The sequence below is a fragment of the Streptomyces sp. CoH27 genome (genome assembly GCF_020181035.1).
Lineage (GTDB): Bacteria > Actinomycetota > Actinomycetes > Streptomycetales > Streptomycetaceae > Streptomyces > Streptomyces camelliae.
Map to the genome: position 1 here is coordinate 1 of NZ_JAIQYY010000013.1, position 22,136 is coordinate 22,136.

The following is a 22,136-nucleotide window of genomic DNA, read 5'->3' on the forward strand; positions in this document are numbered from 1 at the left end:
CTGCCAGAAGGACAGCAGCCGCTCCAGCATGGCGATCGAGCCCTCGCCGTGCGGGCTCTCCTCGGCGACCCGGCGGTATACCGGAAGCGCGCCGGCCAGGGTGACGATGACGAGGATGATGGTCGCGATCGGCCCCAGCAGGCCGGCCGCGAGCGCCGCGATGCCCGGCTGGTAGCCGAGGGTGGAGAAGTAGTCGACACCGGTCAGGCACATCACCCGCCACCACCGCTGCCCCTGGTGCGGGGGCTCCGGCTCGGCGTGCGGACCCGTGTGACCTCCGTGCTTGCCCATGTCGGACAGCCCCTCCAGCATCCAGGCGCGCAAACGACTGGAAGGAGGGTTTTCGGTTGTCGCCATCGGCGTGCTCCTGTGTGCGGCTCAGCTCTTTCCGGCCATCACGCGGACGGCCGCACCAGCGTATGCGGAGAGTGATGTCTGGGCCCATGGATCTCGGCTCGGCGGGCGTCAAGCTTGCGTTAAGAATGACGCGCCGGTGATCACACCGCATCAAGAGGCGAAGGCCGTGGGCTGTGGCCTGGGACACAAACATAATGGCCGTGTGCATGAGATCGGTCCGACCGGACCATCCGGCGTGCTGTCCTGACGGCGTCCTGACGGGGACGGAACGGTTCCCTGATGCCGGTGCTGTGTCCGGCGGGCAGCCCGGCGGCACGGTGCTCGACCACGGTGTGTGACCACTCACAGCCGCCGGAGGTCCAGACGCAGATGCCATGTGTTCCGCCGGTGGACGGACACCAGCTCGGATTCGAGCGGGGACGGGGGTACGGCGAGGACCGGGCAGACCGCGTGGGCCACGCAGTGCCGGGAGACCCGGCCGGAGAAGGCGCGGTGCAGCCCGCGCCGCCCCGCGCCCACGACCAGGACGTCGTCCTCCCGGTCCGCGGTCGCCACCAGTGCGGGGCCCGGGGCGCCACGGACGACGACCCCGCACATCGGTACCCCCGGACTGTTCCCGTCGAAGATCTCGTCGAGCACCGCGGCCAGCCGCTGCCGGGCCAGCCGCTGCCACTCGTCGGCCGGCAGGCCGCCGGCGAGGGAGCGGCGCGCGGCGGCGTCACCGCCGGGCGGCTCCCAGGCCAGCACCACCCACAGCTCGGCTCCCAGCCGGCGGGCCAGCACGGTGGCCCGCCGCAGGGCCGTGACGCTGCCCAGGGAGCCGCTCACACCGACCACCACCCGCGCCGCCGCCGAGGCGTCGTAACCGGACATCGCTCCACCGATCCTCGCGTCCTGGCGGGCGCCGCGGGGGTGATGTGCGGACGTGCCCGCCTGCAAGGCCTTTGCCGTCTTCTTCCATCCCACTCCCGCGCGGGCGATTCGACCAGCCGGGCGGACGGCCCTTCTGGTGCGCACCCGGGTCGACAAGCCCGTCCGCCACTGAGATTCGGCGCCACGACCGAAACTTTCGCAATGTCCAGGGCGGCCGGCGGCCGGCGGCAGGCGGTGGATGGTGCTGCTCGGCCCCCGGCCGCGCGGATACGTCCCGGAGTTCCACGTCCTCGGCCGGGAGGCCTTCCCGGTGCCGGTGGAGCGGCCCGACGGCCGGCCCGGGTGGGACCGGTGTGCGACCGGCCCCGACACCGTGGCCTTCGCCGTCGAAACTTCCGAAGGGGCCGTTCGACCGGCCGAACTCGACGGCCGCTGTCTGTCGACCCAAGTGGCCGTGCACGACACCTTGACGCTCCTCACGCCCCTTTCTAGAGTCGCGGTTCGGAACGTTCGGGATTTTGCTCGAATGTTTCGGCCAGCCCGGGATGCGGTGAACGGTCCGGCGGGCCTTCGGTGGCCCCCGCATTCTCAGTCGGGACCCTCTCCACGGCAACTCCGAAAGTTTCGAAGGAGCGCAAGATGGGCGACCCTGCACTGTCCCGCCGCGGCTTCCTGGCGGCCTCCGTCGCCGCCGGTCTCGGGGTGACCGCGCTCAGCGGCTGCGGCGGCGACTCAAACGGAGGGTCGTCCTCGGGGACGACCACGATCGAGTGGTGGAACATCTCGACCACCGAGCCCACCAAGACCGTCTGGGCCGGCCTGGCCAAGAAGTTCGAGGCCCAGAACCCCAAGGTGAAGATCAAGATCGTCCAGCTGGAGAACGACGCCTACAAGTCGAAGATGACCGCGCTCATCGCCTCCGGGAAGCTGCCCGACATCTTCCACACCTGGGGCGGCGGCGTGCTGAAGCAGCAGGTCGACGCCGGACTGGTCGAGGACCTCACCGACCGCACCAAGCCCTGGGCCGACGGACTGCTGTCGGTCGCCAAGCAGCCGTACCTCGTCGACGGCAAGCTGTACGGCGTCCCGTTCGACATCGGCATGATCGGCTTCTGGTACAACAAGGCGCTCTTCAAGCAGGCCGGGATCAGCGAGCCCCCGGCCACCTGGAGCGCCTTCCTGGACGCCGTGAAGAAGCTGAAGTCCGCCGGGATCACCCCGCTCGCGCTGGCCGGCAAGGAGAGCTGGACCGGCATGTACTACTGGGCGTACCTCGCGATGCGCACCGCCGGGGTCGACGCCCTGCAGAAGGCCGACGACAAGAAGGACTTCAGCGACGCCGGGTTCGTGCAGGCCGGACAGCACCTGAAGGATCTCGTGGACCTCCAGCCCTTCCAGAAGGGGTTCCTCGGAGCTGCCTACTCCACTCCGACCGGGCAGGCCGCGGCCGTCGGCAACGGCAAGGCGGCCATGGAGCTCATGGGCCAGTGGGCGCCCGTCGTGGAGGCGGACGCGGGCAAGGGGCTCGGCGCGAACCTCGGCTTCTTCCCGTTCCCCGAGGTCGAGGGCGGCGCCGGCAAGATCACCGAGGTGTTCGGCGGAGGCGGCGGCCACGCCCTGCGCAAGGGCGCCCCGCAGGCGGCCGTGGACTTCCTGAAGTTCTTCGCCTCCGAGGCCACCGACCGCGAACTGGTGCAGAAGACCAAGACCCTGCCCGTCGTACCGGCGGCGGAGAGCGCCCTGACCGACCCCAACATCAAGGCTGTACAAGCCCAGTTGAAGGGCGCGACGGGCTTCCAGCTCTACCTCGACCAGGCCTACGCGCCCGCGCTCGGCCAGCAGGTCAACGACAGCGTGGCCGGGCTGATCGCCGGCTCCAAGTCCCCGCAGCAGGTCACGTCGTCGATCACCAGCACCGCGAAGCAGGAGCAGTAGGGCGCGCGATGACCTCGACCTTCCTCTCGGATCAGCAGGGCGAACGGAACGGTCCCGACGCCCTCGGGGCGGTCCCGGCGACGCATGCTGCCCGGCAGCGCAGCCGCCGGCGCGCCCTGCACTGGCTCACCGCCGTCGGCCTCCAGGTGCCCGCCCTGGCCCTGTTCGGCGTCCTGGTGCTGCTGCCGATCCTGTTCGCGCTGTACGCGTCCTTCTTCCGCTGGGGCGGCTTCGGGATGCCGTCCGACTACACCGGCACCGACAACTTCAGCCGGCTGTTCCGGGATCCCGTGTTCCTCGGCGACCTGTGGCGCATGCTGCTGCTGGTCGTGCTGTCGCTGGCGGTGCAGCTGCCGTTCGCGCTCGCCATGGCCGTGCTGCTCAACCAGAAGGTGCGCGGCCGGGCGGCATACCGGATGCTGTTCTTCGCGCCGTACGTCCTGTCCGAGGCGATCACCGGCGTGCTGTTCAGCATGATCTTCGCCCCGGACCAGGGCCTGGCCGACCATGTTCTCAAGGCCGTCGGGCTCGGCGGGCTCGGCGGTGAGTGGTTCTCCGGCACCTCCACCGTGATGGCCACGCTGTTCCTCGTCATGACGTGGAAGTACTTCGGCTTCCACATGATGCTCTACCTGGCCGGACTCCAGGCCATCCCGGCCGAGTTGACCGAGGCGGCGACCGTCGACGGCGCGAACCCCTGGCAGCGCTTCCGGCATGTCACCCTGCCGCTGCTCGCGCCCACCCTGCGGATCAGCGTCTTCCTGTCCGTGATCGGGGCGATCCAGCTGTTCGACCTGGTGTGGGTGGTCACCGCGGGCGGGCCCGACCACCACTCCGAGACGATGGCCGTGACCATGTTCCAGTACGGCTTCAAGCGCTACCAGGTCGGCTACGCCAGCGCGATCAGCGTGGTCATGTTCGCCATCAGCCTCGTCTTCGCCCTCGCCTACCAGCGGTTCGTCCTGCGCCGCGACCTGGAAGGGGCCACCACGAACATGAGGGGAGCCGGCGCATGAGCCAGGAGACACACCGCAGCGTCCGTCGCAGGGGCCGGAACCTGCCGCTGCACGTGGTGCTGATCGCCGTCGGCGCGGTGATGGCCGTACCGCTGCTGTACGCGCTGCTGTCCGGTTTCAAGTCCACCGACCAGCTCTCCCGCAACCCGGTGGGCCTGCCGCACCCCTGGGTCGTCTCCAACTACGGGGACATCCTGAAGTCAGGTTCCTTCTGGCGGCTGGTCGGCAACAGCACGCTGATCGCGGTCGGTACGACGGTCATCGTCGTCGCGGTCTCCGCGCTCGCCGCGTTCTCCTTCGCGCGCTTCGCCTTCCGTGGCCGGGAGCTGCTGTTCACGCTGTTCACGATGGGGCTGATGTTCCCGTTCGCGGTGGCCGCGCTGCCGCTGTTCCTGCTGCTGCGCTCGATGGGCCTGCTGGACAACCCGCTGGGCGTGATCCTGCCGCAGGCCGCGTTCGGACTGCCGATGACCATCATCATCCTGCGTGGCTTCTTCCGGCAGATCCCCGGTGAACTGGAGGAGGCGGCCACGCTCGACGGCTGCGGACCGCTCGGCTTCTTCTGGCGGGTGCTGCTGCCGATGGCCCGGCCCGCGCTCGGCACGGTCTCGGTCCTGGCCGTCGTCACCAGCTGGAACAACTTCTTCCTGCCGCTGCTGGTGTTCACCGACAACACCTGGTGGACCATCCCGATCGGCGTGCAGCAGTTCCAGGGCCAGTACTCCGCCGACACCGCGCGCGTCTTCGCCTATCTCGTGCTTGCGATGGTCCCCGCCCTCGCCTTCTACTCCGTCGCCGAACGCCAGCTCGTCGGCGGCCTCACCGCCGGCGCCACCAAGGGCTGAGCACACCTTTTTCGCAGAGATCCGACAGACAGGAGCCGCACCATGCCCCACGTACGTCTGAGACTCACCGGCGCCCTCGCGGCCGTCCTCGTGGCCGCCGGCCTCGCCACCGGTCCCGCCGCCCAGGCGAGCCCGAAGCAGCCGACACTGGCGAACCTCGCCGAGCGCCATGGCCGCTACTTCGGCAGCGCCACCGACAACCCCGAGCTGACCGACAGCGCCTACACCAAGATCCTCGGCAGCGAGTTCAACATGATCACGCCCGGCAACGGCATGAAGTGGTACGCCACCGAGCCCCAGCAGGGCGTCTTCGACTGGACCAACGGCGACCAGATCGTGAACCTGGCCCGCAAGAACCACCAGAAGGTCCGCGCCCACACCCTGGTCTGGCACAGCCAGCTGCCCGACTGGCTCACCTCCAAGCAATGGACGGCCACCGAACTGCGGGCCGTGCTGAAGAAGCACATCACCACCGAGGTACGGCACTACCGGGGCAAGGTGTACTCCTGGGACGTCGTCAACGAGGCCTTCAACGAGGACGGCACGTACCGCCAGACGATCTGGTACAAGACCCTCGGCCCCGGCTTCATCGCCGACGCCCTGCGCTGGGCCCACCAGGCCGACCCGCACGCCAAGCTCTACCTCAACGACTACAACATCGAGGCGACCGGCCCGAAGAGCGACGCCTACTACGCGCTCGCCAAGAAGCTCAAGGCCCAGGGCGTCCCGCTCGACGGCATCGGCTTCCAGACCCATCTGGCCCTCCAGTACGGCTATCCCAGCACCCTGAAGGACAACCTCGGCCGCTTCTCCGCCCTGGGCCTGGACACCGCGCTCACCGAGGTCGACATACGGATGCAGCTGCCCGCCACCGACGACAAGCTGGCCGAGCAGGCGAGCTGGTACCGGCAGCTGACAGAGGCCTGCCTGGCCGTGCGCCGGTGCGTCGGCATCACCATCTGGGACTACACGGACAAGTACTCGTGGATCCCGGCCGTCTTCCCGGGCGAGGGTGCCGCCCTGCCGTGGGACGAGCAGCTGAACCCCAAGCCGGCGTACCAGGCGCTGCGGGAGGCGCTGCGCTAGCGTCCGGCCACGGTCGGTAGCCACCCCTGGACATGCATCGGGGCCGGTGCGCACCTCACGGGGTGCGGCCGGCCCCTCGGGTCGTTCGCGGGCGCTCCGCTCAGGCGGCGGTCATCACGTGCTCCGCACCCAGCGGGCGGTGCGGAGCGATGATCCGGCCGTCGGGCAGCAGCTCACCGGTGTCCTCGAAGAGCAGGACGCCGTTGCACAGCAGACTCCAGCCCTGTTCCGGGTGGTGCGCCACGAGACGGGCGGATTCCCGGTCGGCGGATTCGGCTGTCGGACACGGCGGCTGGTGCTGGCACATGGGTGGGATCTCTCGCTCTGTCGTGGTCATGGCCGTCCCCCGTGGTGATAAGTCGGTCGGAACCCAGTCTTGCCCTCCGGGCGTCATTCCGCAGGGATTTCGCGGCACCGCTTCTCACAGGTTCATGACGCGTCACCCGCGCGGACGGTTCAGTCCAAGTCACTGTCCCTTTGGGTGGTTCGCAGTGGCCGGATAGGGCTAGTCCGTGCAGGCCAGGCCCCTGACGCGGGCGTACCCCGCCGCCCGGAGCGGACAGCGGGGTACGAGGGTCGTGCGGACTCAGGGGGTCAGGCGGCGGGCGAGTCGAGCACGGGCGGGCCGAGCACCGGCAGCGGTGTCGCGCGATGGGTCAGCACCGGCAGCAGCTCGGCAACCCGGTACGGGCGGTGCGCCGGGATGCCGGGCGGGGTCGGGGCCAGCGGCACCAGCAGATCGGTGCCGGCCGGGTGCCCCTCGGCGCCGTCCGCGGTGGTGTCGCCGTGCAGCCACAGCGTGAGCATGTACAGCCCGGGGACGGACAACAGCCGCGCCTGGTACGGCTGTTGCAGCGCCTCGGCCTGGCGCAGCGCACGCTCGGTGGAGGGGACGTAGGGGCCCTCGAAGAAGTGCGAGAAGGCCCAGCCGTCGGGTGTGAGTATCGTGTCGGCCGCGGCCACCGCCTTGTCGCCGCAGCGGATCAGGAAACGCCAGCCGGCCAGCCGGGTCGCGGACAGGCCCTGTGCGGTGATCCGGTCCAGCACATGCACGGGCAGCGGAAGTTCGGGTGTCGCCGGGCCCTGCGCGGCGCGCAGGGAGGGGGTGGGGGCCTCGCGGACCGCGGTGGGGGAACCGAGGGCGGTGAGAACGGAGCGCAGTGCGGGCGCGGGGGCAGGGGGCACGTGCAGCGGCATGTGGGTCGCCTCTCTCATTCGACAGGCGCGGCGGCGCGAGGAGGGTGGGGCGGACGGCGCTGTCAGCTCACGGAAAGGCCGGAAGGGTGGTGGCCCGGTTCGGTGAACGTGGGTGCGGCTCGGTCTGCCTCCCGTGACCGCGACGGCAGGAACATGGCAGGAACCACGACCGAGGGCGTCAACCTTCTGCCTTGTGGGCGAAGTTTATATGACGCGTGTTCGGCCGTTGTTTCGTCTATCCCATTCCGGTGAGGTGCGCAAGACGGGAATACGCCGTCGATTTGCGGGACTTCTCCCGATTCTCGGACCGGTGTCCCGCCGCTGACCTCGGAATACGCGCCGGTATCGGTCGGCCGAATGTCGTCGGCGTTTTTCACGAGACGCTCAGGGTACCCGCAGTGGCGGGATGAAGCTTGCCCCGTGAAAATGCCGCTGGGAACAATCCGACAGAGTAGCGCGCGCCGGGCCCGCGCGGTGCGTTATCGATCGCTTCCGCTGGGCATCATCCCCCCTGCACCCGGGAGCCCGGCGGCCGTAACGTCGGTCCGCCCACCGAGGAGGGACACTTCGATGGGGGAGAAGGTCGTGGCGGGGCAGTACGACCTGTCCGATCGCCAGCGCTATCGCGAAAAGCTCCAGAAGTGCCTCACGGGACTGGAGCGGCTGCTGGTGGAGAAGCGGTTCGACCGCCCCAAGAACCTCATGGGCGTCGAGATCGAATTGAATCTCGCCGGTACCGACGGCATGCCGAAAATGCTCAACGGCCAGGTGCTGGAGCGCATCGCGAGCCGCGATTTCCAAACAGAACTCGCCAGATTCAATCTGGAAGTCAACATAGCCCCACACCGGCTGGGTGGCCGGGTATTCGACCGGCTCGCCGAGGAACTGCGCACCTCGCTCGCCTACGCCGACCGCAAGGCCCGTGAGGTGGACGCCGGCATCGTCATGATCGGCATCCTGCCGACGCTCGGCCCGGACGACCTGATCTCCGCCAACCTCTCCGAGGTCGACCGGTATGCCCTGCTCAACGACCAGATCGTGGCCGCGCGCGGCGAGGACTTCCGGCTCGACATCGAGGGCGTGGAACATCTCGTCCGGACGGCCAAGTCGATCGTTCCCGAGGCCGCCTGCACCTCCGTACAGCTGCACCTGCAGGTCACCCCGGCACGGTTCGCCGACGTGTGGAACGCGGCGCAGGTGGTGTGCGCCCCGCAGATCGCCGTCGGCGCCAATTCACCGTTCCTGTTCGGGCACGAGCTGTGGCGCGAGTCCCGCCCCCCGCTGTTCCTGCAGTCCACCGACACCCGCCCGCCCGAACTCCAGGCACAGGGCGTACGGCCGCGTACCTGGTTCGGCGAGCGCTGGATCAGCTCCGCGCACGAACTCTTCGCCGAGAACCTCCGCTTCTTCCCGGCCCTGCTGCCGATCTGCGACGACGAGGACCCGCTGGCGGTCGTCGCCGCCGGGGGCACGCCCAGCCTGGCCGAACTCGTGCTGCACAACGGCACGATCTACCGCTGGAACCGGCCGGTGTACGGCATCGCCGACGGCGTACCGCACCTCAGGGTGGAGAACAGAGTGCTGCCGGCCGGACCGACCGTCACCGATGTGATCGCCAACGCGGCCTTCTACTACGGCCTGGTGCGCACCCTCGCCGACGAGAGCCGGCCGGTGTGGACCCGGCTTCCGTTCGCCGCGGCCGAGGCCAACTTCGACGCCGCGTGCCGGTACGGCATCGACGCGCGCTTCGTGTGGCCCCGGCGCGGGCGCTACGGCGGCACGGGCGAGGTCGAAGCCGTCACTCTGGTCCGCGACGAGCTGCTGCCGCTCGCCTCGGCCGGGCTGGACGCGTGGGGCGTGGAACCCGCCGACCGGGACTTCTACCTGGGCGTCATCGAGGAGCGCTGCCGACGCCGGGCGAACGGGGCGTCCTGGCAGGCGGCCACCTTCCACCGGGCCCTGGAACAGGGGCTGACCCGAGAGGGCGCACTGGCCGCCACGACGCGCCGCTATGCCGAGCTGATGCACGCGGGGGATGCGGTACACCTGTGGCCGGTGGGGCTGCCGGAACAGGTCGCTCCGCTGGGTCTGGCCGACGTGGGCTGAGGGGTCGCTCCGCCGGGCCGGGCCGACAGGGGCTTCGTGGTGTGCGAAGTGCTCGGCGTCGTACCGGTACGTCATCCTCATATCTCCTTCTGCGATCCTTGCCGGACGACCGGTGGGCCCGAGGGGTCCGTGCGGCGGTCTGTGCGGCGGTGGGAGGCAGGAGTGCAGGTGGAGGCTGAGTCGGTGGGCGATTCCGGGGTGCGCGAGCGCGACCCGCGGCGGATCCTGCGGGACGAGACGCTGCTCGTCCTCGCGCTGTCGCTGGGCGCGAGCGGGGTCTCCGCGCTGATCAGCTTCATCGGCTCGGTGACCAAACCGGGCGGTCTCAAGGACCAGGCGGCCACCATGAACGCCTCGGCCGCCCCGGGCCGCCCCTGGCTCGACCTCGCCTGGCAGCTCTTCGGCATCGCGACCGCCCTGGTCCCGGTGGCCCTCGTCGCCCATCTGCTCCTGCGCGAGGGCGGCAGTCTGCGCACGCTGGGCTTCGACCGCACCCGCCCCTGGCCCGACCTGGCCCGGGGTGCCGGCATCGCGGCGGTGATCGGCAGCACCGGCATCGCGTTCTACCTCGCCGCCCGCGGCCTCGGCTTCAACCTCACGGTCGTCCCCGAGGCCCTGCCGAGCGTGTGGTGGAAGTACCCCGTGCTGATCCTGTCCGCCGTGCAGAACGCGGTCCTCGAAGAGGTCATCGTCGTCGGTTATCTGCTGCGCAGGCTCGGCCGGCTGGGCTGGACCCCGGGGACCGCGCTGGTGGCCAGCGCGGTCCTGCGCGGCTCGTACCACCTCTACCAGGGCATCGGCGGCTTCATCGGCAACATGGTCATGGGCGTGGTCTTCGTGTACCTGTACCGCCGCTGGGGGCGGGTCGGTCCGCTGGTCGTCGCGCACTCCCTGCTCGACATCGGCGCGTTCGTCGGCTACGCCCTCCTCGCGCACAAGGTGGGCTGGGTGCCGACGCCCGGATGACCCGCTGACCGGCGGACCGGCCGCTCAGGCCCGCAGCTCGCCCTCGATCACCGTCACCGCGCGCCCGGTGAGCAGGGTGCGCTCGCCACGCAGCCCGGTGCGGACCAGTCCGCTGCGGCGGGAGGCCTGAAGCCCCGTGAGGTCGTCGCGGCCGAGCCGGGCGGACCAGTGCGGGGCGAGCGCGGTGTGGGCGGAGCCGGTGACCGGATCCTCGTCGATGCCGAGGTTCGGGAAAAAGCAGCGGGAGACGAAGTCGTAGCCGCGGGCGGGGTCCTCGGCACGGGCGGTGGCGATGACGCCCCGCGAGGAGTACGCGGCCAGGGCCTTGTGGTCCGGGACGAGCCCCAGCACCGTCTTCTCGTCGGCCAGCTCCACCAGCAGGTCGCCGACGTTCTCGCCGGTGTCGAAGGCCGCCACCGGTTCGGCGCCGAGCGCCTCGGCGACCCCGGCCGGGACCTCGACCCGGGTGAGCGGGGAGGTCGGGAAGTCGAGGGTGATCGAGCCGTCCTCGGCGGGCGTGGCGATGAGCACCCCGCTGCGGGTGGCGAACCGCACCGGGCCCTCGTGGACGCCCGTGGAGTGCAGGACGTGGGCCGCGGCGAGCGTGGCGTGCCCGCACATCGCGACCTCGGCGACGGGCGTGAACCAGCGCAGCGCCCAGTCCGCCTCGCCGCCCTCCGGCAGCCGGTGCGCGAAGGCCGTCTCGGCGTGGTTGACCTCCATCGCGACGTTCTGCAGCCAGTCGTCGTCGGGGAAGGCGTCGTTCAGGAGGAGGACTCCGGCCGGGTTGCCGGCGAAGGGGCGGTCGGTGAAGGCGTCCACGATTCGCATGCGCATGACGCCGACGCTAGCGGCCGCTCCGGGCCCCGGCCCAAGGCCAATTCACGAGTCCTGGCACGTTTCCCGGACACGTTTCCGGATGCCTTCTCGGACGCCGGCGGCACGCGGCCGCGCCCACGGGGCGAGCTGGGCCGCGCCGAACGAGATCTCCAGCACCAGGAACGGCCAGAGCACCTCCGGCCCGCCGTGCGCCAGCGCGTACGCCTGCCACAACGCGAACAGCGCGCGGGCGGCGCCGTCGAGGAGGCCGTACAGCGGAAGCGGTCGTACGACACGCAGGACGGACCAGACCACGACGACCGAGCCCATCAGGTTGGCGTACAGGGTCTGCATCGGGGTGAGCGCGGGCATGGTGCCGAGGCCCGCCGCGTCGCCCGCGGCCGACAGCAGACGGTGCAGCAGCGCGTACGTCCACGGAGTCGCGAAGCCGGCGGTGACGATCAGGTCGTACCAGCCGCTCGCACGGACGAGGCGTGCATAGGCGGGGGAGGCGGGGGTCATCGGGGGCTCCTCGGGAGGGGCTTCGCTCGGGCGCCGCCCACGCTAAACAGCGGAGTACGCTCCAAGGTCAAGTCGGCCACGGGGCGGGGAAGTCATGCGGATCGGTGAACTGGCGGCGCGTACCGGGGTGTCCAAGGACACGCTGCGCTTCTACGAGAAGATCGGGCTGCTCGACGGCGACCGGCTGCCCAACGGCTACCGCGACTTCCCGCCGGAGACGGTGACCTGGCTGCACTACGTCCGCACCGCCCAGGCGCTCGGCTTCACCCTGGCCGAGATCGGCCGGCACGGGGCGGAGCTGCGGGACGCGCCGGACAGCGCCGAGGCGCTGTCCGCTCTGTTCGAGGACAAGATCCGCGTCATCGACGCCCGCATGGCCGAACTGGCCGCGCTCCGCGCGGACCTCACCGCCCGCGCCGGCACCGGCTGCCCCCTGCGGGCGGCACACTGACCACACGCTCAGCCGACGGGCGGGCGGCGGTCGCTCCAGGGGTGGGCGAGTTCGAGGGTGCGAGACACCTGGAGCAGGAGGTCTTCCCGCCACGGTGCGGCGACGATCTGGATGCCGACGGGCAGGCCGGTGCCGTCGTCGTGGTGGAGGGGGAGGGAGATCGCCGGCTGGCCTGTCACGTTGAACACGGACGTGAACACCCCCATCGGGTAGCTGTTCAGCAACGCCCTCAAGGGATCGTCCTCGGTGCCTGCCCGCCAGGCACCGACGAGCGGCGGAAGGCAGGCCATCGTCGGCGTGATCAGGAGGTCGAAGCCGGCGAGGAAGCCTTCGACGATGCGTCGCGACAACTGCTGGGTCTTCCGCACCCCTTCCGCGTACGTCCACGAGTCGATCGCTCGTGCCGCCGCACGCAGGGCGAGACTGTGCGGCTCGACACGGTCCGGCTCCGCGAGCGCGATCCCGGCACCGCCGACGTTCCACAGGGTCGTGAACGCCGCCACCAGCTCGTCGGCCGGCGGCAGCGGAAGCGGGGTGTCGACGAGGTGCTGGCCGGCCGATTCGAGCGTCCGCAGAGCGATGTCGACGGCTGCCGTACACGCCGGGTGCACGGCCAACCCGTCGATCGGGGAGTCGGTGAGCGCACCGATCCGCAGCCCGGTCGGCAGGTCCGTCTCCAGCGCGGCGGCGAAGGAGGTGCGCGGCGTCGGCGGTGACCACCACGCGGCCGGGTCGTGACGCGCCAGCACATCGAGGGCCGCCGCGGTGTCCGCCACCGAGCGGGTGAGCACGCCACTGGTGCCGAGGCCCTCCACCTCCACGGTGGCATTGGTGACCAGGCCGCGGGTGGGCTTCAGGCCGACGAGGCCGTTGCACGACGCGGGGATCCGGATCGACCCGCCGCCGTCCTCCGCGTGGGCGAGGGGTGCCATCCCGGCGGCGACGGCAGCGCCTGCTCCGCTCGACGATCCGCCGGGCGTACGGTCCGGGTCCCACGGGTTGCGTGAGATGCCCAGGGCGTCGCTCTCGGTGAAGGGCAGGCTGCCGAACTCGGAGGTGGTGGTCTTGCCGAGCAGGACGAAGCCCGCGTCCACGAACCGTCGCACGACCGGGTCCGATACCCGGGCCGGTTCCGGCGCGGCGCCGGCGGAGCCATGGGTGGTGGGCCATCCGGCCACGTCGACAAGGTCCTTGACCGGCAACGGGACGCCGTGGAACGGCGGGAGGTCCGCGGCCGACGTGGCCCGCGCCACGGCGTCGGCCGCGTCGGCCGCGGCTTTGCGGACCTCGTCGTCGGCCCGGTGGCAGAAGGCGTTCAGCCGGGGGTCGAGCCGGTCCATCCGCTCCAGGAAACAGTCGGCCACCTCGACCGGGCTCACCTCCTTGCGGCGGATCGCCGCGGCGAGTTCGACAGCGGGCGTGAACGGGTCGATCGGCGAGCGCATCACGATGGTCCTTTCCGGAAGCGGGACTTGGGGGACCCGCGGGAGCTTGCGGGAGCCGTCAGTGTCGTCCCGTCCCGGACGTCGCGTCTTGGACGAATGTCGCGTAGCTTGGCGCCATGCGATCCGCCGGGCCGGCCCACGACGCCGCGTCGGTGTGGGACATCGCCACCCCGTCGCGACGCGGCCGGCTGCCGGGGGTCGGCATGGCCGGATTCCGCGCCCGCACGACCGACCTCGTCGACCTGGGCGTGGTCCCGTACCCGGCGGTCACGGTGGCCGTCGACCTGGGCGAAGGACCGCTCGTCGTCGATGACTTCAGCGGCCGGCAACAGAGGGGCAGCGTCGTCGTGGGGCTCGCGTCCGGCGGTGTCCGGGGGCGCGGCCGGGACATCGAGTGCCTGCAGGTGCGGCTGTCGCCGCCGGTCGCGTACGCGGTGCTGGGCGCCGGGGCGGAGCCGGGTGCCACGGTGGTCCCGCTCGACGACCTCTGGGGCCGCGACGCCGCGCGCACCCAGGAGCGACTGCGCGCCGCCAGGTCATGGGACGACCGGTTCGCGATAGCGGAGGCCGCGCTCGTTCGACGGTACGCGGCAGGCCCGGCGGTCGAGCCCGAGGTCGCCTTCGTGTGGGGGCGGATGGTGGCGAACCTGGGAGGGGTTCGAGTCGAGCGGCTGGCAGCGGAGGTCGGCTGGAGCCGTAAGCGTCTGTGGTCCCGGTTCCGCGCCCAGATCGGTCTCCATCCCAAGCGTGCCGCCCAGCTCGTCCGTTTCGACCACGCGGCCCACCGGCTGGCCGCGGGTCACAGTGCCGCACGCGTGGCTGCGGAGATCGGCTATGCCGACCAGTCCCACCTCCACCGGGACGTCGTGGCCTTCACCGGTGTGACACCCACGGCCGTCGCGGCCGCGCCGTGGCTCGCGGTCGACGACGTCGCGTGGGCGGCCCCCGCATATTTGTCCACGTCCTGATCCAGGGCCCGTACGTGGCAGGCGCGGCCGGTGGCGTGGCCCCGGGGAACATTTCTACAAGACGCCCGGCGGGGGAGCTCGTGACACTGCGAGCATGTCCAAAGACCTGAATGACTCCCCGGTGCCGCTCCTTCAGCGGCCGCGGTACGGCGTCGACGCCCCGGCGTTCCTGGCGGTGGTCGGCGCCGCCGGCCTGGCCTGCTGCCTGGCCGCCGGCCGGTGGCGGCCGGGACGCAACGCGATGCTGACGGCGGGCACGGCGCTGCTCGCCCACACCGGCGTCTACCTGCACACCACGCTGCACGGCAAGCTGCGGATCTGGAGGCGGGAGCTGGACCGGGCCGGCTTGAAGGGTGACGAGCAGCTGCTGGACCTGGGCTGCGGCCGAGGCGCGGTACTGATCGAGGCGGCCAGGCGGCTGCCGAGGGGACGCGCGGTGGGCGTGGACCTGTGGTCCGGAAAGGACCAGAGCGGGAACCGGCCCGAGGTCACCCTCGCCAACGCGGCCGCGGCAGGGGTTGCCGACCGCGTGGACGTCCACACGGCCGACATGACCGCGTTGCCGTTCCCGGACGCCTCCTTCGAGGTCGTGACGAGCGCGCTGGCGATCCACAACATCCCGTCGCCCGAAGGGCGCTACCGCGCGGTGGACGAGGCCATGCGGGTGCTGCGGCCGGGCGGGCAGCTGCTCGTCGCCGACTTCCGGCCCATGGCCGGCAAGTACGCCGCCCACCTCGGCCAGGGCACACTGCGCGGACTCGGCCCCGGGTACTGGTACGGCGGCCCGTGGCTCGGCGTCACCCTGCTGCATGCCGTCAAGGAGCACTGAGCACGCCGCACCGGGCTGGGTATCTCGCCAGGACGCCGGCATCGCCGGGAAGGGGATTGTCATGCGATCGGTTCCGATATATCGTTGAGGCATCGCGAACGATACGCGATGCAGACGTGACAGATCATCGATGGAATGGAGTGATCGCAATGCGCAGCCACGGATACGAGCACGGGCATCGGCACGAGGGCCACGGTCACCGGGGTTTCGGGGGCTTTGAGGGCTTCGAGGGTCGTCGGGCCGCCTTCGGGCCCTTCGGGCCGGGTGGGCCGGGTGGGCCGGGGTTCGGCCCCGGCGGCCCCGGTTTCGGGCCCGGCCCCTGGGGGCCCCGGGGACGGGGCGGCCCGAGGGGCCGGGCGCGGCGCGGTGACGTACGGGCCTCGATCCTGGCCCTGCTCAAGGACCGGCCGATGCACGGCTATGAGATGATCCAGGAGATCGCCGAACGCAGCGGCGGCGCGTGGAAGCCCAGCCCCGGCTCGGTCTACCCCACGCTCCAGCTGCTGGAGGACGAGGGCCTGATCGCCAGTGAGAGCGAGGGCGGCAAGAAGCTGTTCGCGCTCACCGAGGACGGGCGTACCGCCGCCGACGAGGGTCCGGACGCCCCCTGGGAGGAGGCCTCGCGCGGGGTCGACTGGGAGGCCCTCAGTGAGATCCGGCAGGCCGGCTTCGGGCTCATGGAGGCCTTCAGCCAGGTCTGGAAGACCGGCAGCAAGGAACAGCGCGAGAAGGCGCTGGGCGTCATCAACGAAGCCCGAAAGAAGCTGTATCTGATCCTCGCCGACGAGCACTGACGAGCACTGACGAGGACCGGCGGCCTCCCCGCCGTGTGGAAGGCGCCCCGCGGACCGTCCGCGGGGCGCCTTCGCGTGTCCGCCGTCAGGCCACCAGTCCGGCCAGCTTGCGCAGTGACTCGTTCAGCGCGGCCGTCGCCGAGTCCTTGAGCTTGCCCGCCATGAGGGAGACGGCGGCGCCCGTGAACTCGCCGTCGATACGGACCGCTGTGACCTCGCCCTCCGGGGTGAGCGTGTACCGCGTGGCGACGCTCACGGCCATGGGTCCCTTGCCGCGGATGGCGAACACCCGGGCCGGCTCCAGCTCCTCGATGGTCCACTCGACCTCCGCCGGAAAGCCCATCAGCTTCATGTTCTCCTGAAAGGTCCCGCCCACCGCCAGGGTCTCCGGGCCGCCCTTGGGGAAACTGGTGTGGGTCGCGTTCCACTCCCCGTACGCCGACCAGTCGGTGAGTTTCGCCCACACCTTCTCGGCCGGTGCCTGGATGCGTGCCTCGGCGCTGACTTCGGCCATGCGACCACCCCTTCATGTCGGGCTACGGTGTCGCGGAACGTAGCCGCAGGGGCGGCAATGTTCAATACTGATGAACCGTCAGAGATGTTCCGGCTGAACCGTCGTACACGTACTGCTTGCCGTCGACCGCCGGCAGCGCTGCAAGCCGGCACTCGCCCACGCTCTTCATATGCATGGTGGACGTGCAGGGAAGCGCGACGGTTGCTCGCGCGGCGCACGGCAGGGCGGGCGCGCGCCCCTCGGGCCGCATCGGCGGGATCTCCGCCATGTCGGCCGAATCTCCTCCGCAAGGATGAGATTCCGATCGGCGACGTCCACTCTGTGTGGGACGCGAAGATGGTTCCCCTCGCGGATGACGCGGGGCGTTGTGGCTGATGGGGTAAGGGTTGTGCAACCCCGTACTGCCCGCGGGACCACCCATGACGGGGTCGTCCCGCATCACATGGACGACGATGCCGTGCTCGGCGCCGAGCTGGCGGCGGTGGTCGCCGGTGCCCGCCGGAGGGCTCTCCGGGACGGGGACCGGCAGATCGACACCGCTCATCTGCTGCACTCGCTCCTGGAGCACGACCCCGAGGTCCGCGCCGCCGTCGGTGCCCCGGCGCGGCTCGCCCGGCTGCTCGGCTATCTCGTGCAGCGCAGCATCGGCTACGGGCTGCGCTGGCAGGGCAGCGTGGAGGACTCCGGCGCCCTCGCCGTCGTGACCGCTCCGACCGTTCCCGGTGTACGGGACGCCCCGGACGCGTCCGGCGCACGGGATGCCCGGGACACCCCCGCCTGGTCGCCCGCCGCGACCGCCGCCGTGGCCGACGCCCATGAGCGCGCCCGGCGGCGCGGCGAGCCCCGTCCGACCGGCACCGACCTGCTCGCCGCCCTCACCGTGGACCCCGGTAGCCGTGCGGTCGAGGTCCTCGAACGCGCCGGCATCCCCGCCCACGCCCTCGGCGCCCGGATCGAGTCTGGCCCCGAGGAGTACGCGGGCGAGAGCGGCGTGAACTGCTGACCCACGTTCTGGCGGCCCGGTCGGCATGCCGCCGTCCACCCCATGAGACAGGTGTCAAAGTGGGTGACGCTCATGTCGTCGCCTGTCATCATGTGCCGGTGCAGATGTCTGAGAGCAGTCAGGGCAGCCGCGGCAAGGGCGCCGGGCTCGGGCTTGCGCTCGCGTCGGCGCTCGCCTTCGGCGGGTCCGGCGTGGCCGCAAAACCGCTGATCGAGGCGGGGCTCGACCCGCTCCACGTGGTGTGGCTGCGGGTGACCGGCGCCGCCCTGGTCATGCTGCCGTTCGCCGTACGCCACCGGTCCCTGCTGCGCCGCCGTCCGGCACTGCTCGCCGGGTTCGGACTGCTCGCCGTGGCCGGTGTCCAGGCCTGCTACTTCGCCGCGCTCTCCCGGATCCCGGTGGGCGTGGCGCTGCTCATCGAGTACCTGGCCCCGGCCCTGGTGCTGGGCTGGGTGCGGTTCGTCCAGCGGCGGCCCGTGAGCCGTGCCGCCGCGCTCGGCGTGATCCTCGCGGCCGGCGGCCTCGCCTGTGTGGTGGAGGTCTGGTCGGGGCTGAGCTTCGATGCGCTCGGCCTGCTGCTCGCGCTCGGCGCCGCCTGCTGCCAGGTCGGCTACTTCGTCCTCGCCGACCACGGCGGGGACGCGGGCGAGGAGGCCCCGGACCCGCTCGGCGTCACCGCCTACGGCCTGCTCGTCGGCACCGCCGTCCTCACCGTGGTGGCCCGCCCCTGGAGCATGCGGTGGTCGGTGCTGACCGGCTCCGCGGACCTGAACGGCACCGCCCTACCGGCCGCCGCCCTGCTGGCCTGGATCGTGCTCGTCGCCACGGTCGTCGCGTACGTCACCGGGGTGCTCTCGGTACGGCGGCTGTCGCCGCAGGTCGCCGGGGTCGTCGCCTGCCTGGAGGCGGTCATCGCGACCGTGCTGGCCTGGGTGCTGCTCGGCGAGCACCTCTCGGCGCCGCAGATCATCGGCGGCGCGGTCGTTCTCGTCGGCGCGTTCATCGCCCAGTCCGCCACCCCCGCCCAGGGTGCCGCGGAGCCGGTGGCCGCCGGTCGCCCTGGGCGGGAGTTGTCCGAACACCGCGCGTCCGCCTAAGGTGCCGGTCATGCCGTCCACGCTCGTTCTTCCGCCCCCGGCCGCCTGAGGCGGGCCTCCGGAACACCCGCCCGGCGCTTTTCGTGGCGTCGGGCCGGACGGTGCTGCCCGCAGATGAAGTCCGCGCGCCCCGCTGAAGCGGGTCGCCCCCGAACTTCCGCACCCCATTGGTGCGTTTCTGCGGAGAATCTCTCTTGTCGACGAACGCGAACGCTGTGTCCGGCCTGCCCGTCGGGCGTGGCCTGCTCTATCTGATCGCCACCGGTGCCGCATGGGGCACCGCCGGTGCCGCCGCCTCCCTGGTCTACCGGACCAGCGACATGGGCGCCCTCGGCCTGTCGTTCTGGCGCTGTGCACTGGGGCTCCTGCTGCTGCTCGCCGGACGCGGGCTGCGCCCGAAGACCCGCCCGGCCCCGGTCGAACCGCTGCCCCGCAGGGTGGCGCGTGTCCTCGCCACGGGTCTCGGCCTCGCGGTGTTCCAGACCGCCTACTTCGCGGCCGTGGAGTCGACCGGGCTCGCCGTGGCCACCGTCGTCACCCTCGGCGCGGGCCCGGTGCTCATCGCGCTCGGCGCCCGGTTCCTGCTCGGGGAGCGGCTCGGCGCCGGCGGTGTGCTGGCGGTCGCCGGGGCCGTCGGCGGGCTGGCCGTGCTGACCTTCGGCGGCTCGGCCGCGACCGTCCGGCCCACCGGTGTGCTATTGGCGCTGCTGTCGGCCGCGGGCTACGCCGTCATGACCCTGCTGACCCGCTGGTGGGGGAGGGGCGGCGGCGCCGACGCCTCCGACACCACGGTCTGGGCCTTCGCGGTGACCGGCCTGTGCCTGCTGCCGTTCGCCCTGCACGAGGGGCTGCTCCCGCACACCGCCCATCCGGCCCGGCTGCTGTGGCTCGTTGTGTACATCGCGGCCGTACCCACCGCGCTCGCGTACGCCCTGTACTTCGCGGGAGCGGCCGTCGTACGGTCCGCCGTCGTCTCCGTGATCATGCTGCTGGAGCCGGTGACCGCGGCCGTACTCGCCGTCGTCCTGCTCGGTGAGCGGCTCACGGCGACCACCGTGGCCGGCACCCTGCTCATGCTGGCGGCGGTCGCGGGCCTGGCCGTGGGCGAGGCCCGCGGGGCCGGCCGGCGGGATCCGGTCCCGGTGTGACCGAGGTGTCCTTCGGCTCCGTGTCCTACAGCACCTTGAGGTAGTCGGGCAGTTCGACGCCGGCCGCGAGGTCGGCGTTGGGCAGCGGTGTGCCGTACCCCTTGCGGAGCGGGACGACCCCGGCCCAGTGCGGCAGGGCGAGGTCCTCGGGCTCGTCGTTCGCGCCGCCGGTGCGGAGCTTGGCCGAGACTTCGTCCAGGTCCAGCCGGATCACCGAAGTGGCGGCCAGCTCCTTCTTGTTCGCGGGCCGGGAGTCGGCGGCGCGGCCCGGTACGACGTGGTCCACCAGCGCGTCCAGGGCGAGGCGCTGCTCCTCGGGGTCGGTGACCTGGTGGGCGATGCCGTGCACCACCACGGAGCGGTAGTTGATCGAGTGGTGGAAGGCGGAGCGTGCCAGCACCAGCCCGTCGACGTGGGTCACCGTCAGGCACACCGGCAGGCCCGGGTCGGCCGCGCCGGTCATCCGCAGCGGACGGGAACCGGTGGACCCGTGGACGTACAGCCGCTCGCCGACCCGGCCGTACAGCGTCGGCAGCACCACCGGGGCTCCGTCCCGGACAAAGCCGAGGTGGCAGACGTACCCCTCGTCGAGTATCGCGTGCACCAGTTCCCTGTCGTACGACGCCCGGTCCGCGGAGCGCGTGGGCACGGTGCGGTCGGTCGGGGTGTAGGCGGCGGCCCGGGCTTCCTCGGTCGTCCCCTGCATGACGGTCCCTCCATGGTGAGCGGTTCGGCGAGCGGCGTTGCCCCAGGTATTGCACTAGTGCATAATGCTCTTTGTGCTAGGAGAGTATCGGATCGAAGGGCGTGGCGCAGCAGAGATTGCCGCCGACGTGGAGCGCGCGGTCGGTGCCGGTGAGCTGGCACCGGGCCAACCTCTGCCGCCCATGCGGGAGTTGGCGGTTCGGCTGGGCGTGAATCCCAATACGGTCGCGGCCGCCTATCGCATCCTGCGGGAGCGGGGGGTGATCGAGACGGCCGGTCGGCGGGGCAGCCGCGTCCGCTCCAAGCCGGCCACCACCGGCCGCGAGGAACTGCGTGTGGAGGTCCCCGAAGGGGGCCGCGACCTGGCCTCCGGCAACCCGGACCCGGCCCTGCTGCCCCGGCTCGCCCCCGCCCTCGCCGCAGCGGCGAGGGAAGGCGACCAGCGGCCCGTCCGTTACGGCGACGACCCCGTCGACGCGGACCTCGTCCGCCTCGCCCGCGCCGAACTCGACGCCGACGGCGTGCCCGAGGGCCCGCTGACCGTGACGTCGGGCTCCCTCGACGCCATCGAACGCGTCCTGTCCGTCCACCTCAGACCGGGCGACGCGGTCGCCGTCGAGGACCCGGGCTGGGGCAGCGTCCTCGACCTGGTTCCCGCGCTGGGCCTGCGCACTCTCCCGGTGGGCGTGGACGACGACGGCCCCCGCCCCGAAGACCTGCGCCAGGCCCTGGAGTCCGGCGTCCGCGCCCTGATCGTCACCGACCGGGCCCAGAACCCGACCGGCGCCTCGGTGACGGCCACACGCGCGCGTGCCCTGCGTGCGGTGCTGCGCGACCACCCCGGGACCCTGCTGATCGAGGACGACCACGGCCACGGCATCGTCGACGTCCCCCTGAACCCCCTCGCGGGCGTCACCCACCACTGGGCCCTCGTCCGCTCCGCCTCCAAGACCTACGGCCCCGACCTGCGCGTGGCCGTCCTCGCCGGCGACCCGCTCACCGTCGACCGGGTACGCGGCCGCCAGCGCCTCGGCCCCGGCTGGGTGAGCCTGCTGCTGCAGCGCGCCGTCGCCCGCCTGTGGCAGGAGCACGCGGTGGACCGGGCGGCGGTGGCGCGGTCGTACGGCTCACGTCGGGACGCACTGCTCGACGCGCTGGCCGACCGGGGTGTCCTCGGCCGCGGCCGCACGGGCATGAACGTCTGGATCCCGGTCCGCGACGAGACGGGCGCGGTGGCCCGCCTCCTCCAGCGGGGCGTGGCGGTCGCCCCGGGAGCCCGCTTCCGTCTGAACAGCCCCCCGGCCATCCGCATCACGGTCTCCGCGCTCACGGAGCAGGACATCGGCCCCTTGGCGGAGGCGGTGGCGGCAGCGGTACGACCGTCTCCGGGCCGCGTGTACGGCTAGGAGGTGTCGTTTGGATCACCCCGGCGTCGCGGGCTCTGGCACGCACTCCCCCAG

Annotated in this window: 23 protein-coding genes and 1 pseudogene; 14 read left to right on the forward strand and 10 right to left on the reverse strand. The window is 71.7% G+C overall.

The window, feature by feature from the left end; genetic code table 11:
• Both LE548_RS22620 and LE548_RS22625 read right to left on the reverse strand, forming a co-directional pair.
• A pseudogene (locus LE548_RS22620) lies at window positions 1–357 on the reverse strand (amino acid transporter); the annotation flags it as partial.
• A gap of 342 nt (window positions 358–699) precedes the next feature.
• Window positions 700–1,230 (reverse strand): universal stress protein, encoded by a 531-nt coding sequence (locus LE548_RS22625; RefSeq protein WP_225098764.1) that lies wholly within the window; start codon window positions 1,228–1,230, stop codon window positions 700–702.
• 639 nt (window positions 1,231–1,869) lie between these two features.
• Between LE548_RS22625 and LE548_RS22630 the strand changes: the two genes are divergently transcribed.
• Genes LE548_RS22630 through LE548_RS22645 form a run of 4 tightly spaced genes read left to right on the forward strand, consistent with a single transcriptional unit; the run spans window position 1,870 to window position 6,112 of the window.
• Window positions 1,870–3,165 carry an extracellular solute-binding protein gene (locus LE548_RS22630; protein WP_225098765.1) on the forward strand — a complete coding sequence of 432 codons (1,296 nt, stop codon included), beginning with the start codon at window positions 1,870–1,872 and terminating at the stop codon, window positions 3,163–3,165.
• Between the two features lie 8 nt (window positions 3,166–3,173).
• Entirely contained in the window at window positions 3,174–4,181 is a 1,008-nt protein-coding gene (locus LE548_RS22635; protein WP_225098766.1) for a carbohydrate ABC transporter permease, read from the forward strand.
• A complete protein-coding gene (locus LE548_RS22640; RefSeq protein WP_225098767.1) occupies window positions 4,178–5,026 on the forward strand; it encodes a carbohydrate ABC transporter permease in 849 nt (282 codons plus the stop codon). The genes LE548_RS22635 and LE548_RS22640 overlap by 4 nt, the downstream gene beginning before the upstream one ends.
• Before the next feature lie 42 nt (window positions 5,027–5,068).
• Complete coding sequence (locus tag LE548_RS22645) at window positions 5,069–6,112, forward strand: endo-1,4-beta-xylanase (RefSeq protein ID WP_225098768.1); 1,044 nt, start codon at window positions 5,069–5,071, stop codon at window positions 6,110–6,112.
• Between the two features lie 100 nt (window positions 6,113–6,212).
• On the opposite strand, the gene LE548_RS22650 is transcribed toward LE548_RS22645, so the two are convergent.
• A complete protein-coding gene (locus tag LE548_RS22650; protein WP_071377983.1) occupies window positions 6,213–6,419 on the reverse strand; it encodes a DUF5999 family protein in 207 nt (68 codons plus the stop codon).
• A gap of 287 nt (window positions 6,420–6,706) precedes the next feature.
• Window positions 6,707–7,309, reverse strand: coding sequence for a hypothetical protein (locus LE548_RS22655; protein ID WP_225098769.1), 603 nt, complete (start codon window positions 7,307–7,309; stop codon window positions 6,707–6,709).
• Window positions 7,310–7,879: 570 nt separating this feature from the next.
• On the opposite strand from LE548_RS22655, the gene LE548_RS22660 reads away from it, so the two are divergent.
• Window positions 7,880–9,415: a glutamate--cysteine ligase gene (locus tag LE548_RS22660; protein WP_225098770.1), complete on the forward strand. Its 1,536-nt coding sequence runs from the start codon at window positions 7,880–7,882 to the stop codon at window positions 9,413–9,415.
• A 162-nt stretch (window positions 9,416–9,577) separates the two neighbouring features.
• On the forward strand, window positions 9,578–10,381 hold the full coding sequence (locus tag LE548_RS22665; RefSeq protein WP_225098771.1) for a CPBP family intramembrane glutamic endopeptidase: 804 nt from the start codon (window positions 9,578–9,580) through the stop codon (window positions 10,379–10,381).
• Window positions 10,382–10,405: 24 nt separating this feature from the next.
• Here the strand turns inward: LE548_RS22665 and LE548_RS22670 are convergent, their stop codons facing one another.
• Window positions 10,406–11,218: a PhzF family phenazine biosynthesis protein gene (locus LE548_RS22670; protein WP_225098772.1), complete on the reverse strand. Its 813-nt coding sequence runs from the start codon at window positions 11,216–11,218 to the stop codon at window positions 10,406–10,408.
• Between the two features lie 45 nt (window positions 11,219–11,263).
• Window positions 11,264–11,722, reverse strand: coding sequence for a hypothetical protein (locus LE548_RS22675; RefSeq protein WP_225098773.1), 459 nt, complete (start codon window positions 11,720–11,722; stop codon window positions 11,264–11,266).
• A 94-nt stretch (window positions 11,723–11,816) separates the two neighbouring features.
• On the opposite strand from LE548_RS22675, the gene LE548_RS22680 reads away from it, so the two are divergent.
• Window positions 11,817–12,173: a MerR family transcriptional regulator gene (locus LE548_RS22680; RefSeq protein WP_225098774.1), complete on the forward strand. Its 357-nt coding sequence runs from the start codon at window positions 11,817–11,819 to the stop codon at window positions 12,171–12,173.
• Window positions 12,174–12,181: 8 nt separating this feature from the next.
• On the opposite strand, the gene LE548_RS22685 is transcribed toward LE548_RS22680, so the two are convergent.
• Complete coding sequence (locus LE548_RS22685; protein WP_225098775.1) at window positions 12,182–13,618, reverse strand: amidase; 1,437 nt, start codon at window positions 13,616–13,618, stop codon at window positions 12,182–12,184.
• A 116-nt stretch (window positions 13,619–13,734) separates the two neighbouring features.
• Between LE548_RS22685 and LE548_RS22690 the strand changes: the two genes are divergently transcribed.
• The 3 genes from LE548_RS22690 (at window position 13,735) to LE548_RS22700 (ending at window position 16,209) form a co-directional block, all read left to right on the forward strand.
• Window positions 13,735–14,586, forward strand: a complete 852-nt coding sequence (locus LE548_RS22690) for an AraC family transcriptional regulator (protein WP_225098776.1) — start codon at window positions 13,735–13,737, stop codon at window positions 14,584–14,586.
• Between the two features lie 94 nt (window positions 14,587–14,680).
• Window positions 14,681–15,415 carry a class I SAM-dependent methyltransferase gene (locus LE548_RS22695; protein ID WP_225098777.1) on the forward strand — a complete coding sequence of 245 codons (735 nt, stop codon included), beginning with the start codon at window positions 14,681–14,683 and terminating at the stop codon, window positions 15,413–15,415.
• Window positions 15,416–15,564: 149 nt separating this feature from the next.
• A complete protein-coding gene (locus LE548_RS22700) occupies window positions 15,565–16,209 on the forward strand; it encodes a PadR family transcriptional regulator (RefSeq protein WP_225098778.1) in 645 nt (214 codons plus the stop codon).
• Between the two features lie 85 nt (window positions 16,210–16,294).
• Here LE548_RS22700 and LE548_RS22705 read toward each other — a convergent pair whose 3' ends face one another.
• Window positions 16,295–16,723, reverse strand: coding sequence for an SRPBCC family protein (locus tag LE548_RS22705; protein WP_225098779.1), 429 nt, complete (start codon window positions 16,721–16,723; stop codon window positions 16,295–16,297).
• 61 nt (window positions 16,724–16,784) lie between these two features.
• Window positions 16,785–16,991, reverse strand: coding sequence for a hypothetical protein (locus LE548_RS22710; RefSeq protein ID WP_225098780.1), 207 nt, complete (start codon window positions 16,989–16,991; stop codon window positions 16,785–16,787).
• Between the two features lie 174 nt (window positions 16,992–17,165).
• Here LE548_RS22710 and LE548_RS22715 point away from each other — a divergent pair, with 174 nt between their 5' ends.
• From LE548_RS22715 to LE548_RS22725, 3 genes are all read left to right on the forward strand, one after another.
• Window positions 17,166–17,726, forward strand: coding sequence for a Clp protease N-terminal domain-containing protein (locus LE548_RS22715; RefSeq protein ID WP_225098781.1), 561 nt, complete (start codon window positions 17,166–17,168; stop codon window positions 17,724–17,726).
• Between the two features lie 104 nt (window positions 17,727–17,830).
• Entirely contained in the window at window positions 17,831–18,823 is a 993-nt protein-coding gene (locus LE548_RS22720) for an EamA family transporter (protein WP_263636451.1), read from the forward strand.
• Between the two features lie 194 nt (window positions 18,824–19,017).
• A complete protein-coding gene (locus tag LE548_RS22725) occupies window positions 19,018–19,971 on the forward strand; it encodes a DMT family transporter (RefSeq protein WP_225098782.1) in 954 nt (317 codons plus the stop codon).
• A gap of 25 nt (window positions 19,972–19,996) precedes the next feature.
• Here the strand turns inward: LE548_RS22725 and LE548_RS22730 are convergent, their stop codons facing one another.
• Window positions 19,997–20,677 carry a pyridoxamine 5'-phosphate oxidase family protein gene (locus LE548_RS22730; RefSeq protein ID WP_225098783.1) on the reverse strand — a complete coding sequence of 227 codons (681 nt, stop codon included), beginning with the start codon at window positions 20,675–20,677 and terminating at the stop codon, window positions 19,997–19,999.
• 73 nt (window positions 20,678–20,750) lie between these two features.
• On the opposite strand from LE548_RS22730, the gene LE548_RS22735 reads away from it, so the two are divergent.
• Window positions 20,751–22,082 (forward strand): aminotransferase class I/II-fold pyridoxal phosphate-dependent enzyme, encoded by a 1,332-nt coding sequence (locus LE548_RS22735; protein ID WP_225098784.1) that lies wholly within the window; start codon window positions 20,751–20,753, stop codon window positions 22,080–22,082.
• The last annotated feature ends 54 nt before the right edge of the window (window positions 22,083–22,136 follow it).